Source organism: Vibrio sp. T3Y01, from assembly GCF_013114525.1.
GTDB lineage: Bacteria > Pseudomonadota > Gammaproteobacteria > Enterobacterales > Vibrionaceae > Vibrio > Vibrio chagasii_B.
The window spans coordinates 90174-104951 of the sequence record NZ_VTXJ01000008.1 but is presented as its reverse complement, the minus strand read 5'-3'; the positions used below and the strand labels follow the sequence as shown (position 1 = coordinate 104951).

General features: G+C 44.1%; 14 protein-coding genes. 7 read left to right on the top strand and 7 right to left on the bottom strand.

Annotation, left to right across the window (positions count from 1 at the left end):
* Positions 1-4: 4 nt before the first annotated feature.
* The 4 genes from F0232_RS10950 to F0232_RS10935 all read right to left on the bottom strand — a co-directional run bounded on the left by F0232_RS10950 (position 5) and on the right by F0232_RS10935 (position 6336).
* Positions 5-2284, bottom strand: coding sequence for a hypothetical protein (locus F0232_RS10950; RefSeq protein ID WP_171750782.1), 2280 nt, complete (start codon positions 2282-2284; stop codon positions 5-7).
* 185 nt (positions 2285-2469) lie between these two features.
* On the bottom strand, positions 2470-3942 hold the full coding sequence (locus tag F0232_RS10945; protein ID WP_171750781.1) for an aerolysin family beta-barrel pore-forming toxin: 1473 nt from the start codon (positions 3940-3942) through the stop codon (positions 2470-2472).
* A 461-nt stretch (positions 3943-4403) separates the two neighbouring features.
* Entirely contained in the window at positions 4404-5165 is a 762-nt protein-coding gene (locus F0232_RS10940) for a YdcF family protein (RefSeq protein ID WP_171750780.1), read from the bottom strand.
* A gap of 286 nt (positions 5166-5451) precedes the next feature.
* On the bottom strand, positions 5452-6336 hold the full coding sequence (locus F0232_RS10935) for a LysR family transcriptional regulator (protein ID WP_171750779.1): 885 nt from the start codon (positions 6334-6336) through the stop codon (positions 5452-5454).
* A gap of 142 nt (positions 6337-6478) precedes the next feature.
* On the opposite strand from F0232_RS10935, the gene F0232_RS10930 reads away from it, so the two are divergent.
* Complete coding sequence (locus tag F0232_RS10930; RefSeq protein WP_171750778.1) at positions 6479-7489, top strand: aldo/keto reductase family oxidoreductase; 1011 nt, start codon at positions 6479-6481, stop codon at positions 7487-7489.
* Positions 7490-7498: 9 nt separating this feature from the next.
* The gene (locus F0232_RS10925) at positions 7499-7891 is read left to right on the top strand and encodes a heme-binding protein (RefSeq protein WP_171750777.1); all 393 of its coding nucleotides are present in this window, start codon (positions 7499-7501) and stop codon (positions 7889-7891) included.
* Between the two features lie 97 nt (positions 7892-7988).
* Here F0232_RS10925 and F0232_RS10920 read toward each other — a convergent pair whose 3' ends face one another.
* From F0232_RS10920 to F0232_RS10910, 3 genes are all read right to left on the bottom strand, one after another.
* Positions 7989-9362 (bottom strand): L-cystine transporter, encoded by a 1374-nt coding sequence (locus tag F0232_RS10920; protein ID WP_171750776.1) that lies wholly within the window; start codon positions 9360-9362, stop codon positions 7989-7991.
* A 185-nt stretch (positions 9363-9547) separates the two neighbouring features.
* The gene (locus F0232_RS10915; RefSeq protein WP_061031490.1) at positions 9548-10243 is read right to left on the bottom strand and encodes an NAD-dependent epimerase/dehydratase family protein; all 696 of its coding nucleotides are present in this window, start codon (positions 10241-10243) and stop codon (positions 9548-9550) included.
* Between the two features lie 203 nt (positions 10244-10446).
* A complete protein-coding gene (locus F0232_RS10910) occupies positions 10447-10602 on the bottom strand; it encodes a hypothetical protein (protein WP_155647289.1) in 156 nt (51 codons plus the stop codon).
* A 287-nt stretch (positions 10603-10889) separates the two neighbouring features.
* Between F0232_RS10910 and F0232_RS10905 the strand changes: the two genes are divergently transcribed.
* The 5 genes from F0232_RS10905 to cobC all read left to right on the top strand — a co-directional run bounded on the left by F0232_RS10905 (position 10890) and on the right by cobC (position 14654).
* The gene (locus F0232_RS10905) at positions 10890-11501 is read left to right on the top strand and encodes a flavin reductase family protein (protein ID WP_171750775.1); all 612 of its coding nucleotides are present in this window, start codon (positions 10890-10892) and stop codon (positions 11499-11501) included.
* Between the two features lie 71 nt (positions 11502-11572).
* A complete protein-coding gene (gene cobT, locus F0232_RS10900) occupies positions 11573-12601 on the top strand; it encodes a nicotinate-nucleotide--dimethylbenzimidazole phosphoribosyltransferase (RefSeq protein ID WP_171750774.1) in 1029 nt (342 codons plus the stop codon).
* Entirely contained in the window at positions 12601-13407 is an 807-nt protein-coding gene (locus tag F0232_RS10895; protein WP_171750773.1) for an adenosylcobinamide-GDP ribazoletransferase, read from the top strand. Before cobT ends, F0232_RS10895 begins: the two co-directional genes overlap by 1 nt.
* 26 nt (positions 13408-13433) lie before the next feature.
* Positions 13434-14027, top strand: coding sequence for a bifunctional adenosylcobinamide kinase/adenosylcobinamide-phosphate guanylyltransferase (cobU, locus tag F0232_RS10890; RefSeq protein WP_105057014.1), 594 nt, complete (start codon positions 13434-13436; stop codon positions 14025-14027).
* A 9-nt stretch (positions 14028-14036) separates the two neighbouring features.
* Complete coding sequence (gene cobC / locus F0232_RS10885; RefSeq protein ID WP_105057015.1) at positions 14037-14654, top strand: alpha-ribazole phosphatase family protein; 618 nt, start codon at positions 14037-14039, stop codon at positions 14652-14654.
* The last annotated feature ends 124 nt before the right edge of the window (positions 14655-14778 follow it).

The window sequence follows — 14778 nt, the reverse complement described above, 5'->3', positions numbered from 1 at the left end:
AGACTTATTCCTCTAATGCCAATTGAATTTCAATCCAATCTTCTAGCTCTCTAAGCAGCATATGGTTGATGTGTGGAAGCATGGGAAAGTCATCCTCTTTAACGATGGCTCCTAATTGTGTTACTGCCGTTTGAATATCCCCTTGGCTTAACGCGCTCTTGATATCAACTAGGTCTGACCAAAGCTGGTGGGTAGAGATTTCCCCAATTTGAAACGCAATGTTGTCTTGATGGTCTTGTGATAGGTAGCTCAGATGAAGAGGTGATAGCGTGCTGTTGAACAGTTGATGTTTACTGTTGGTTGATATATTTGATTCTGACTGTTGATGCTGTGCGATTTGAAGATAGAGAGAAAGATCGCCCAATAAATACTGAAGTTGGTTGGCACTTGTCGCTTTCATCGCCTTTTCCGTTATGCTGTCAATGGCGTTTTGAAAGTTTTGCTCAAAGTGAGCGCCAGGTTGCGACATCACGTTATCGAGTATGTCTGCCATTTGAGGGGCATAAAACCTAAGGTTTGCTGCAGAGTATACGCTTGGGTAGGGTACTGAGTAATTGAGAGAGCGTATGTAAGAAAGGGTAATAGCGATCTTGAATTGAGGCTGAATAAAGTGTTTAAAAATTTCATATTGTTTGATTTGATCTAATACCCCACCACTTGGTCGTTCTGTTAGCAGCAGCTCGTACCAACGGCTAATCTGATACCAACTGTTGCGATTATTGGGGTCTGAGCTGTCAACTCCTTTGCTCTCCAAGTAATCATTGAAAGACGTTTGGTAGGGGAGAGCCTCTTTGTTTGCTAACTTGGACAGGAGCTCTTCAAATAGTTTGTTCGACGACTGGCCAGATATATAGGCGTTAGCAGTGTTGATTAATTGAGTTTTAAATAAGCCAACTGGCCAACCAGCAATAACTCTCGATGCAACATGCTCTTCGACATTAAGTTCAACCTTTTTTAGCAACACTTCTGATAACTCTGGGTCCTTTATAGGGTGGTAAGTATCGTATAATGCACCAGAGTCTTTACATGCATCGACAGAGGCTTGAATGCCTCCGGGTACAATGGCAGGAACTCCCCAACACTCTCTGGCTGGGCGTATCAGTAAGGTAGCCGTTTTAAGTTGCTCTTCACTGAGATAATCAAGTCCCCAAACTTCGTTTGCATACTCTCTCAATCCACTTTGCCTGACTTGAAATTCCAATGTACTTCGGTTGATTTTGCTGTGTGTTATGATCGATGTGACGTGAGGTTTTGACCTTTCTATTAGCCGTTTTACTATGTTCATTCTGTGCGTGGATAGTCGGCGTAAAGCGATTTCAACGAGCTCTTTTTTCTTGCTATGTAATTTTAAAGCGAGCGCGTGGTAGTCATCTTTGTTTAGGTTATTAACTAAATTGTCAATTCTTGAGGGCCCTTCAGTGCGAATACAGCGTTCTAGTTCTATTAAAGAGGAGTGACTGTTGTGGCATAGAGGTTGGTGCAGATTTGATTCAGGCGATACATGCGCGATAGATTTCAACATTTCTAAATCAATGCGTGCCATTTGCTTAGAAAGTTGCCTATCGTATGCAGCGGTCAGACGTCGATATTCTGTGTCAGCTTCAAGAAGTAAGTGGTCGACATACATTTTGGCACTCTGTAATACGTGATTGTCGTATTTGTTAAGTAGAGCAATTGCGTCCTCTTTTTTGTGATGGAAGCGATAAAAATCTGGCGAGTGGTCACTAAACACGTAATGTGATTGGTTTTCAAACTCTTCAATTTTTTCTTTCGCTGCGAAGTACTTAATATCATTCGACAATAGGTTTAACTCATCACCAACGAGAGGAACGATGGAAAATACAGAAGCGGCTTCATCAAGACGAGTAGAGGATTCCTGAGAGAATGTACTGACCATGTTGTCTAGCCAAAGGCCCACGGCGACCGCATCTCCAACTGGCCCTAAAACTTCGAGCGTAGAAGATCCTGCTTTACCGAGGCGGCTAAATAGACTTTGTTCGCTTAGTGTACTTTCAAAAGTTTGCGGGACGCTCGCCAATGCTTGCTCTGTTTGTGGCCAAGCTGCCGAGAAAGAGTTTGTATGAGCATCGTGCTCAAGTTCGCCTAGTGCAATGCCAAACTGTGGCTCTGAATAAACTTCGTTTCGAGCCCAGGACGTAATACGATTCTGGTTAATCGCATCTAATGATTGAGTATCTTGGACGTCGTCACTAAGACAAAATGCGACGGATAAGGGGCTATAGACAATGGCTGCGAACCGCCATAAATGGATTTTCTTGGTCATATTTAGATAGTGCCTTTCTTTGGTGGTTGGGAGGAAAAACACTTCTCAAACAGTGTTCACTGACGACAGAGGGAACCTGCCCAGAACAGTTGTTGAATAAGTGCTTTGGTTTACTTTTGGATACGGAGGTAACAAAAAGCTCACCACAGGAGTGATGAGCTTAGCGTTTGAGTACAGGCGTGTTTTTAGTGTTGTATTGGAGTAATCATTAGCTGAGCATCGTGATAACCGAGTCGATTTAGTGCTTCAGGATCGAAATCGGTCTCAACAGTTATATCGCCCGCATAGTAGGTTTTGTGGTTGGTTAATATGTTCACGGCATCAAATGAATCGACAGAGTGCTCAGCACCGATATCGATCATCCCAGAGTATTGTGACTCGGCATTAAACTGACCAGAAACATAAGAGTAGAAGGGGCGAACACTCGCGCCAGCGGCATATTGCATGCTGCTCAGGCCATATTCGTTGATTGCCCAACTCCAGTCCCACCATTTCATCTCACCGGGAATATAACGGTGGTCCCATTGGTAGCGGATATTCGCTTGCTCTTCGCTGTTGGTGCCCATGGTAAATGTGTGAGAGAGCGTAGGGCGGTTAGTCGGGTGTGAAACTAACGCATTACCACTGTAACGAAGAAAGCCTGTGAAGTTTACGTCGTAACTCATATTAGCTTTGATGCGATAAGGGTAAGAGATGGTAGAGCGTAAGAACTCAACTCTAAATGGTAAAACTGATCGAGCAGGTACCGTTAAGATGGCTTGAAGGTCACTCGCCTTAGAGCGCTGCCCACTATTGGTATCAGCGAAATGCTGGCCTTTTTCTAACATCACTCGAACATCGGTTTTTCCAGCTTGAGGCCAGTTAAAGTCTTCGTTCATCAAGACAACATCTGCAAGGTCAAAACGATTGGTCTTATTCCACTGCGTTGATTGTAAGAAATGAAGATCGACGATGATCTGTTTAGGCTGCTCGGTCTTATTGATGGCGTAAGCTGAGAGGGTGTTAATTAGCTCTTGGTCTGTTTCTTCAACGGTACCGTATGAGAAGCCTTTCGTATCGAGCGTGTAAGCGAAGTTATCGACGGTGATTGTCGTTTTCTCATTACAACGGTCACCTGTACAACTGCCATTACTATTTCCCTTGATCTCCCAGCCATCGTTAAGCTGATTTATCGCCATGTCTTGACCAACATAGAGTCCGTCATCGCCACCTACCCATGCATAACCAAGGTTGTGTGCGAGATAGGCTAATGGCCTGATGAAGTATGCATTGTCATTGACCAAGCTTCTCTGAACCCCAAGGTTACTGCTTTCTTGGATTGCTTGCGCTGGGTAGTATGGTAACCCCGCTTCTGGTTCATTGGGGTAACACCAGGTTTTGTCACTTAACTCTCCATGCTTAATAAGCCCGTGGTAACCAGAGCCCATGATCACCCAATCATCTTTAAGACCAAAGATATCCCAAACGTTCATACGAGAAACAAGCGCAGCTTTGTGTTCCTGCGCTTCAGTATGAGTCAGTGGGCGATAGTCGGAGCGACAAACATCCTCACCGAGGTTATCCAACACGACTTGGTCTGAATAGATTTTGGCATTAACAGAATAAGACGTTAATGATGTGGCAGCGATAAAGAGCGCAGTTTTACTGACGTTGAACATTAATGAGTTCCTAATTGCCATTGTTTGGCTTTTTTATTAGATATTATTTATATGTGTTATTTGAAGCCGAGGGCTCCTAGCGGCGTGTACTCTGTCATATAAAACGATCGCAAAAATACTGAATTGAATTGAAAAGAAATTCTCTTTAATTTCAGGTGCTTTTAGTGATTGAAGTGTCATTTGATAAGGATTTTTCTCTTTATTCTCTGTCTTTTTTATTGAGCGGTGCGTACTCAGGTACGGGATACCTTTTGAGGTGTGTGTAAGGCTTTCGATGAAATGATGAAAGGTGGCGAGTTCAACAAACAGGTTGATACTGATTGTCTTGCATAGATGGTAAAGAACATAGACAAAACAGATACAAAAATGCAGCGATAACCCAAGGGTTTTCACTGCATTTTCATTTATAGTGATTTGACTACCTTACTAAGAGCAGCCTTCGGTAATCGGCGAGTGTCTTATTACGCGTCGCCTGGTTTTTCGCGTTTGCTGTTCCAACCCATAAAGTTGTAGATGTTGTATCGAGCAACCCCGATTTGTTCATGCAGAGCAAAGTCTGTTACCGCAAAGTTATACCACAGTGGCAGCCATGAAATTTGAGCCGCCATGTAATCGGCTCTTACCGGAATCACGTTTAATCCAAAGTGGTTGAAGTAGAGTTCACTACGGCGAATGTGCAGGCCAGATGAAACCAGCACAATGTTGTCGAATTGGTGATGTTTCATCAGGTCGCTGGTCAGTTGCGCATTTTTCCAAGTGTTTACGCTGTTCGGTTCTTGGATAAGGTCGCCCATTGGAACGCCAAGCCTAAGCAGTTGCTGCTCGTAAATTTCAGCCTCTGTGACACCGTTATTCTGAGCATCACCACCACTGATGATCACTTTGCATGCTGTTTGCGTTTTTGCACAATCTTTATATTGGCTTGCCGTTTCACTGATTCGGCCATAAGAGAAAAAGGCTGGTTCGAACTCTTGTGTACTTTTAATTAGCTGCGTTCCTGCACCCAGAAGAACAATCGCATTATTATCCGACCATTGGATCTCAGGCTTACTTTCGTAATTCGCTTGTAGGTCGTCTAATAAATAGCGAGGGATAAAACCTGAACCAATCAACACAAATGACGATATAAGAACAAGAGATAAAAAAGTGGAAGTTGTTCGCCATTGAAGTAAGCGTGTTATGAAAACGAAGAGTAGAAGAAGTAAAAGTATAATAAAGCTCATGGTGATCCCGTTACCGAACTGGTGTCAATTTAATGCAGCATATTGAGGTGTTGAATCATATATCAATCACGATGATGCTTCATAGTTAACTCATTGTATTATTGAACAAATGCACGATTTTCTGTAATTAAATAAGATAACTAATAGGAGGACGAGTAAAAGCGCTTTATTATTATCCAATAACCCCTAATAAAATATAGGTATATAAACGAAGGGATTATTTAAACCCTATTTCGTGTTATTTAAATCAGTTACTTTCCCTTGCCTTAAATCACTAGTCCATCATTTATCGACTCAAACTTTCAAAGTAATTCTGAACAAACTTAATAAACACTTGGTGCTTTTTAGCAGGGTAGATGACTTGCGGATAGAACAGGTAAATACTGTTCCCTTGTTGTAAGCACTCGTCGGGTAATACTCGCTCTAAATCGCCACGTTCAACTTCTTTGTCAACGTAATAACTCGCGATACGAATAATCCCGTTTCCTATCATGGCTTGTTGCTTGAGTAAGTGATTGTCATTACTTGAGAGCCAACCTGACACATCGATATTTGCCGATTTTAAAGGCCACTCAGTTTGATGAAGCGTTGCTAAGCATTGGTGATTGCTTAAATCGCTCACGCTGGTGGGGCGACCAAATTGGTTAAGATAGCTGGGGGTTGCAACCAAATCGTGTTGATAGGTAATCAATTGTTTCGCGATCATGTTATCTGGCGGAGTATTGGTGGCACGAAAGGCGATATCGATATCATCGTGGTTGAGATTAAAGTTGGTGTAACTGCTGTTAATCTCAAAGCGAATCTCGGGGTATTGCTGTCTAAACAGCTGGCAGATATCGAACAGGAACACCTCTGTAAACATCTTTGGTGCCGTAAGGCGTAAAGTGCCTTTTACGATGTCGTGTTGCTCTGAAACACTGCGCTCGAGCTGCAACACTTGAGAGCGTATCGTTAAACCTTGTTGCAGTGCGCGTTCGCCTTCTTGGGTTAGTCGTACACTGCGCGTGGTTCTTACAAGCAATGGACACTGTAAGTCCCTTTCTAGTCGTTTGATTTGCTCTGAAAGGTAGCTCTTGGATATACCAAGCTTTTCCGCTGCCTTGGTAAAGTTAAGTTGCTGAGCAAGTTCTACAAATAGGATCAGACGTTCTATTCTTTTGTGCTCGTTCATTCGCGTATTCCTTCAAAGCTACCCATCTTTATTGTTCGCTATACCAAACAATAATTTCGTTACTAGCATATTCTGTTTCTTAAAAAGAACAATATGATAGAGGCATATTTATTGGTATCAAACCTTCTAAGCGAGATCAGGTATGACGAACAGCATTGATTCAACAAACAAAAACAATAATCAAAAGAACATCCCACTATCACACCGCCTAGAGAGTGTTGGGCAAATCGCCTATGGATGCATGGGGCTTGGAGGTGGTTGGAACGACAACCCGGTCACGACCGCTGATGTAGCGCAAACACGTAGCGTAATCGACACCGCACTGGAGTCGGGAATTAACCTGTTTGATCATGCTGATATTTATACTTTCAGCAAAGCAGAGCAAGCCTTTGGCCAAGCGTTACAACAAGACCCTGAATTACGTGATCAGATGTTCATTCAATCCAAGTGTGGCATTCGCTTTGAAGGTGAAGGTAACGTTGGCCGTTATGATTTCTCTGCAGATTGGGTAAGCCAATCAGTAGAAGGTATTTTGAAGCGATTGAATACTGAAAAGCTAGATGTGCTGCTTTTGCATCGTCCTGATCCCTTGATGGAGTTGGATGAATTGGCAAGAACGCTTGAGAATCTGAAAGCTCAGGGCAAGGTGGATTTCGTTGGTGTGTCTAACATGAACAGTCACCAAATCCAGTACCTGCAATCTGCGCTCGCGCAACCTATCGTCGCGAATCAAGTCGAGATGAGCTTAGCCAAATTGGATTGGTTGAATGATGGGGTGATGATTAACTCGCAAGGGCACCATCAATCAGACTTCGCTGCAGGTACTCTTGAACATTGTCAGATGAATAATATCCAACTGCAAGCTTGGGGCTGTTTGGCACAAGGTCGATTTGCTGAGCAAGGTTTATATTCAGAACATGAGAATGTGAAGAAGACCGCGCATTATGTCGCGCAGTTAGCGAATCAATATGGCGTAGAAAGCGAAGCGATTGTGTTGGCGTTTTTACGTCGTCACCCTGCTGGTATTCAGCCTGTCATCGGTACCACCAATCTAGAGCGAATCAAGGCGTCTGCGGTTGCGACTCAGATTAATCTCACTCGTGAAGAGTGGTACAACTTATACGTGTACTCACGTGGTCAAGCATTGCCATAGGGGATGAACATGTTGAATCAAAAAATAGTACAGCAACTTGTGTACAGTGCGCTCGACATTGCAGGGCACAACAACCAATCCATCGCTGTGAGTGTATGTGATACACATGGTGAACTGCTGGCGTTCTCCCGAATGGACAATGTTAGCGTGCAAGCAGGCTTGTTGGCTCAAAACAAAGCTTATACCTCAGCTAGAGATAGACAACCGAGTGGTAATTTAGGCGCTTGGGCGAGAGAAACTGGCAAAGATCTCAGCTATTGGACGGACTCAAAAATCACCGGATTCAAAGGTGGGGTTCCGATTAAGCATCAAGGGCAGGTGATTGGTGCTATTGGTATTAGCGGATTAAGTGAAGATGACGATGAAGCATTAGCTGAGAATGTGATTCGATTAGTGCTTTAAGTTCTAACGTTTACAACGCAGTTCTGACATAAGACAGATAATAAAAAACCGATGCATGGGCATCGGTTTTTTGTTGATCGAGCTGTTTGATTCAGAATTAAGCGTTCGCCTGTTCCAGATCTTGTTGCTTGTCTTTCTTACCTAATAGGCGACTTGTAATCGTACCGGCTGTCATCGCACCAGATACGTTAAGCGCTGTACGAGCCATATCGATAAGTGGCTCGATAGAGATAAGCAGTGCTGCAATCGTTACAGGAAGGCCCATAGCTGGAAGTACGATAAGTGCTGCGAACGTTGCACCGCCACCCACACCAGCGATACCGAAAGAGCTCACCGTGATGATTGCAATCAGAGACAGAATGAAGTTGATGTCCATTGGATCGATGCCAACTGTAGGCGCAACCATTACTGCTAGCATTGCAGGGTAGATACCCGCACAGCCGTTTTGACCAATTGTTGCGCCGAAGGATGCTGATAGGTTAGCAATTGCTGGTGGCACGTTTAGCTTCGTGATTTGAGCTTCAACGTTCAGTGGAATCGTTGCTGCAGAACTACGCGAAGTGAAAGCGAACGTCAGAACAGGCCAGATTTTTTGGAAGTACTCTTTCGGGTTTACACCAACAAAAGAAACTAGCACACCGTGAACAACGAACATCAGTAGAATTGCAACGTAAGACGCTACGATGAAACCTAAAAGGCTTAAGATGTCAGAAGCACTTGATGTTGCTACTACTTTCGCCATTAACGCTGCGATGCCGTATGGCGTTAGTGCCATGATCATCTTAACTAAGCGCATCACGATAGATTGAGCCGCTTCAACGAACGTACGAATTGGTGATTCTAGCTCTTCTTTCTCTGCCATTACTTTACGTGCAGCAATACCCGTTAGCACACCAAAGATAACAACCGCGATGATAGACGTAGAGCGAGCGCCCGTTAGGTCTGCAAATGGGTTCGTCGGAATAAAGCTAATCAGCATCTGTGGAATTGTTAGGTCTGAAACGCTGCCAATGCGGCTTTCTAGTGTTGCGATACGTGCTGTTTCGCGAGCGCCTTCTGTCAAGCCTTCAGCAGATAAGCCGAATGCTTGCGTAACAAAAATACCAACAATCGCAGAAATCGCGGTTGTTGCTAGTAGGACAGAAATTGTGATGCCAGAAATCTTGCCCAGTGAACCGCCTTTTTCAAGCTTCACTACCGCAGCAATCATTGAAACCAAGACTAATGGCATGATCACCATTTTCAGTAGGCCTACGTAACCACGGCCAACAATGTTTACCCAGTCTAGCGTTTCGTTAATAACAGGGTTGCCTTCACCAAATAACAGCTGAAGACCAAGGCCGAAAGCACTACCAAAAACTAAACCTAATAGAACTAAGCGCGATAACGTGTGTTCTTTTTTCTGCTGTCCGTAGAGAAAGAAGAGGATACCAGTGAATACCGCTAAGGCAGCGATAGCTGAAAGTGACATTTGTTTTCCTTATGAATTTCTTTGAATCGATAGGGCGCTTAGATATATGGGCGCAAATACTGTTAGCTACAGTAGCGACCTGTAACAAGACGTAAAATAAGGAAAAGTAATTAAATAGAACGATAGGTAATATCCACTGAATGGTATGAGTGGATATACAACATTATGGTGAATAGATGAGCTTTTTAGCGATATTTTGCCAATAAATTGAGCATGTCATTGGATGAGTAAATTTCGATATTTTGGAAATTATTTTCGAACAATCGGAACAACATGGCCTGAGCGACATCTTTTGATTGGATAGGGCGTAAGTTTTTGAACTTGCCAAACATAAATGGTGACAGAAGAGGAAACACGCTTTGTAGCAGCTTTTCATCGGCTCTTGGTTCTTCTCGCTCGCCAACCAATGGCCCAGGGCGTGCAATGAACAGTTGCTTGAAGCCGATACGCTTTAAGTTCTGCTCCATTTGCCCTTTACACTTGAGGTAGTGCGAATAGGAATCAGCGGACGCGCCATAACTGGACACAACCGCAAGGCGTTGAACTCCAAGAAACTTCATCGACTGAGCTACGTGGCTAACCAACTCTACATCGACTTTACGCAATGCTTCTTTCGAACCAGCCTTTTTCTTGGTGGTGCCTAAGCAGATGATCCCAAGGTTGGGTGTAGTTTTGGTATCGTCCCAACTGGTGACTTGCAGATCACTATGAATCAGCGTGTGGAGTTTTTCTGAGTGGAACTGTGAATCGAGTGCCCTTCGGGACAAAGCGTAAATGTGCTGTATCGCAGGCTCGTTGATGAGCAGGTTCATCACATGATGACCAATCAGTCCGGTAGCACCAGCCACTATGATTGATGTCTTATCTCCAGAAATACTCATAACTATCCTTAATCCATTTACAAGTGCTTGTTTAATATAAACAGTGTGCGAATTTTAAGCGAATTAAAGTTTGATAAATGAGGGGTTAATGCGGTGGTTGTTAGTGATGTATTATCTATAGCAAGGAGCTGGAACCGGTATTGGTGCCGCCCAAAAATAACAAAGCCCGTTGGGCGACGGGCTTGTTACTTTCTTCGCAAAATTCAGGTGAAGGACAGTGGGATTTTCCTTACCTTTTTGCTTGCTTTCTTACCTGATTTATTTGGTTTTCTTTTGCTTGAGTTTGGAATCATCGCACCTCCTAAATCATTTTTCTGAGCTTTACTTTTTTCAACCGGTTGTGTTGCTTGGTGTTGCATTTTGTAGCTAACAGCGTGGGTGTTCACTGTATGGGTACTTATCAATGGAGAGATTAACAAGTACATTACATAAAGCATAAAGGGTGCCAAAACGTAAGTTATTGATTTTTCGTTGTGATGGCAAACGAAGCACAATCTGTTAGTCTTTTTGATTCTCAATTTGAGAAAAAGTGGTTTTGAATTGCTTAAATTAAGAACACTCTCTGCGGTTTCTGTTACTTAGGCATAGATACAGCTTTGCTTAACACGTAAACTGGGTCGTAATTCACATAGACCAAGGATGTGCTATGAACCTCAAGCTTGATACTCTCGCTCCTACTCAGATTTACCACCTGATGACGCAAACCGTTGTGCCTCGTCCTATCGCGTGGGCATTAACGGAATCTGCTGCCCAAGAATACAATTTAGCGCCTTTCTCTTATTTCACGCCTGTTTCAAGTAACCCGCCGCTACTGATGCTATCGGTCGGGAAGAAGCCATCGGGCGAAATCAAAGACACCACTCGTAATGCCCTTGAAACGGGTCAGTTGGTTATTCACATCGCGTCAGCCAGTTCTGCCGAGGTGATGACAGCGACAGCAGCCACTCTCGATCATGGTGACTCTGAAGTCACCGCGAATAATATCGAGTTGGTTGAGTTTGAAGGTTTTTCTTTACCTAGAGTGAAGGAGTGCGCTGTGGCTTTTGGCTGCACCTTGTATGAAGTTAAAGAAGTCGGTGAAGTACCGCAAAGCCTTATCTTTGCTCAAGTTGAACAGGTGTATATCTCTGAAGGTGTGATCGATAAAGAGAGCGAACGCTTGAAGATTGATGCGCTCGCACTGGATCCTTTATCTCGACTAGGTGGAGGCGAATACGCCACGCTATCCAATGTGTTCTCGGTGGCTCGTCCTAAGTAAGCGTTAACTATTTAGCTTTAGCGAATAAGATCGTTAAACCCCGTTCCTCAATCTAAGTGCCACATAATTTTATGTTAGATACAAAATACTCGCAGTACATCCAACATCGCATTGACCAAAAAACTAAGCCGTTAGGCGCGCTTGGTTTACTGGAAAAGGTTGCTCATCAACTGGCTCTGATTCAAAGCCAAGGAAAAGAAGCTGCGGTTGAACATATTGAATTAAATAAACCGCGCATCATCATTTTTGCAGGTGATCATGGTGTTGCTGATGAAGGCGTAAGTATTGCCCCGAGTGCCGTCACGCAACAGATGGTATTGAACTTCTTAAACGGCGGCGCAGCGATTAACTGTTTTTGTGCTGTGAACCACATCGATATTACGGTGGTCGACACAGGAATATTGTTACCAATCGAATCTGATAACCCAATGCTGATCTCCCAGCGTTTGGGTACACGAACCAATAACTTTGCCAATGAAGCCGCGATGAGTTTAGAAACGGTAGAACGTGGGATTGAATTGGGTGGAGATCTTGTATCTAGAACCATTTCGAATGGCACCAATATCATCATGTTTGGTGAGATGGGTATCGGCAATACCAGCAGCGCGTCAGCGATTTTAAGCGCACTAGCAAAGCGAACTGCGGCAGAGTGTGTTGGTTTAGGTACAGGCATCAATAACGAACAACTAGCTCATAAAGTGGCTTCGGTTGAACAAGGTGTTGCACGCTGCAAAGGACTCGATCCTAAATCGATTCTAGCTCAAGTTGGTGGTTACGAAATAGTGCAAATGGTGGGTGCCTTCCTTGGTGCATACCACAACAGAACACCAGTATTGGTCGATGGTTTTATTGTGTCAGTTGCGGCGTATGTTGCGACCTTGATTGAGCCGAACTGTCGCGATTACATGATCTTTGCGCATCGCTCTGAAGAGTCAGGGCACAAAATCCTACTAGAACTTCTAGACGCGGAACCGTTGCTTGACCTTGGCTTGAGATTAGGCGAGGGCACGGGCGCAGCTTTGGCTATGCCAATCATCCGAGCGGCAGCGGAGTTCTATAACAGCATGGCGAGCTTCGAGAGCGCTGGAGTCACAGTTTAATGAGTGATTTTCCGGACAGATCTTGGAAAGATCGCGCAGCTTATCAGTGGGAGCTGTTTTCGTTGGCAATGGGCTTTTTTTCTCGCTTGCCGATGCCGAAGAATACGCCTTATTCAGAAGAGCGTATGAACCGTTCTGGTCGCTACTTTTCAACAGTTGGTTTGTTGCTGGGTGTCTTGTGCGGCGGTTTGTTTCTGTTGCTTGATACTGTGTTACCAAGCTCGATTGCCATCTTTTTGATGATGAGTTTTAGCTTAATGCTCACTGGCGCTTTCCATGAGGATGGTTTGACCGACATGGCGGATGGCATCGGTGGTGGTATGACATTGGAACGTCGTTTGACCATCATGAAAGACAGCCGCATCGGTACATACGGTGCGTCTGCGCTGATCATGGCTTTGCTTGGTAAGTGGGTTCTGCTCAATGAACTCGTGAGTATGACTGGATTGTTTATGGTCATCGTGACGAGCTACACCTTTAGCCGAGCGATTGCGGCCTCCCTTATTTATGACATGCCTTATGTTAGCGACTTGGATACGAGCAAGAGTAAGCCTTTAGCCAACAAACAAACCAAGGGGGAGCTTGTCTTCCTTATGTTGGTTGGCCTGTTGCCAAGCTTGTGGTTTGGGTTAGCGTTTACGTGTGTTTTAGCTGTGATTGCTTACCTGTTTAGAGTGGGCTTCAAAAAGTGGTTAACGGCTCGAATTGGCGGCTTTACTGGTGACTGTTTGGGCGCGGCTCAACAGTTGATGGAACTGCTGATTTACGTTGTGTTTACCGCTGCGTTTTATAACGGCTTTATGTAACTCATTCAGGATTTTAGAGGCAACACATGACAACCAATAATCAAGCGTACCAGAGTTATCGCCATCTTGTTTTAGGTGGTGCGCGCTCAGGTAAGTCGAGTTTTGCAGAACAACAAGCATTATGTGCAATTGAAGCATGTTCAAATGGGCGTCTACATTACATAGCGACAGCTACCTATTTAGACGATGAAATGCGCGAGCGAATCGCTCATCACAAAGATCGTCGTGGTGAAGAGTGGATTGAGCATGAAGTACCCGTCGAATTAGCCGAAAAATTGCAGTCTTTTGAGAAAGAAGATGTGGTGCTGATTGACTGCCTAACATTGTGGTTGAACAACATCATCTTTGAACTGGGTGACGACGCAACCAATGAACAGGTTGAAGCCGTGGTTGAAGTATTGGTCAAAAGCGTCGAGCAAAGCCAAGCGCAAATTATCATGGTCTCTAACGAAGTGGGTTTAGGTGTTGTTCCTCTGGGTAAAGTGTCGCGCTTATTTGTAGACAATGCTGGGCGAATGAACCAAGCGCTCGCAAGCGTTGTCGAACGAGTCACGTTGATCGCCGCAGGATTACCGTTGAATTTAAAACCCTCAAATCATTCGTTTGATGCTCAAGGCTAGGTCTCATACATGGTCAATGGAACAACCAAAAATATCTATTTGCTAAGACACGGCAAGGTTGAAGGAAAAGCTGCACTAAACGGTGTATCTGACGTGCTGGTTAACCCTGAGCTTCAACAGCAAATATGTGAAGCCTTGGTGCAACACGGTGTGGCTCTTGATGGTGTTATTACCTCGCCATTAAGGCGCTGCAGCGACCTAGCAAATTTATATGCAGAGCGCATGTCGGTGCCTTTGTCGATTGCACCAGAATTTCAAGAAATGAACTTTGGTGAGGTGGACGGCATCGCGTTTGATGAGCTTGAAGATAAGTGGGCGATGCTAGACACCTTTTGGCAAGACCCGGCAAATCATCAACTGACTGGAGCGGAAAGTTTACAGAGCTTCCACGACAGAGTAACTCAAGCTTGGTCGCAACTTTTGAATAACTCAAGTGACAATCTATTGATGGTTACTCATGGTGGCGTAATTCGAATGCTATTGGCGCATTGCCTTGATATTGATTGGAAAAATCCGAGCTTGTACTCGAAGCTATTGATTGAGAATGCCTCGATAACCCATATTCAAGTCACTCAGTTTGCGCAGAGCTTTATCAGCGTCAAAGCGATAGGCCTGCCTGTTCTCTGAGTGTCCAAAAACACAGTTTAAGAATTAACAATCTTAGAAGTATTAAAAGTAATTAGAAGTATAAAGTGGCGTTAACAGTCGCTATACCAGATTGGTATTACTACCTACGTGAAAGGAATTTAGT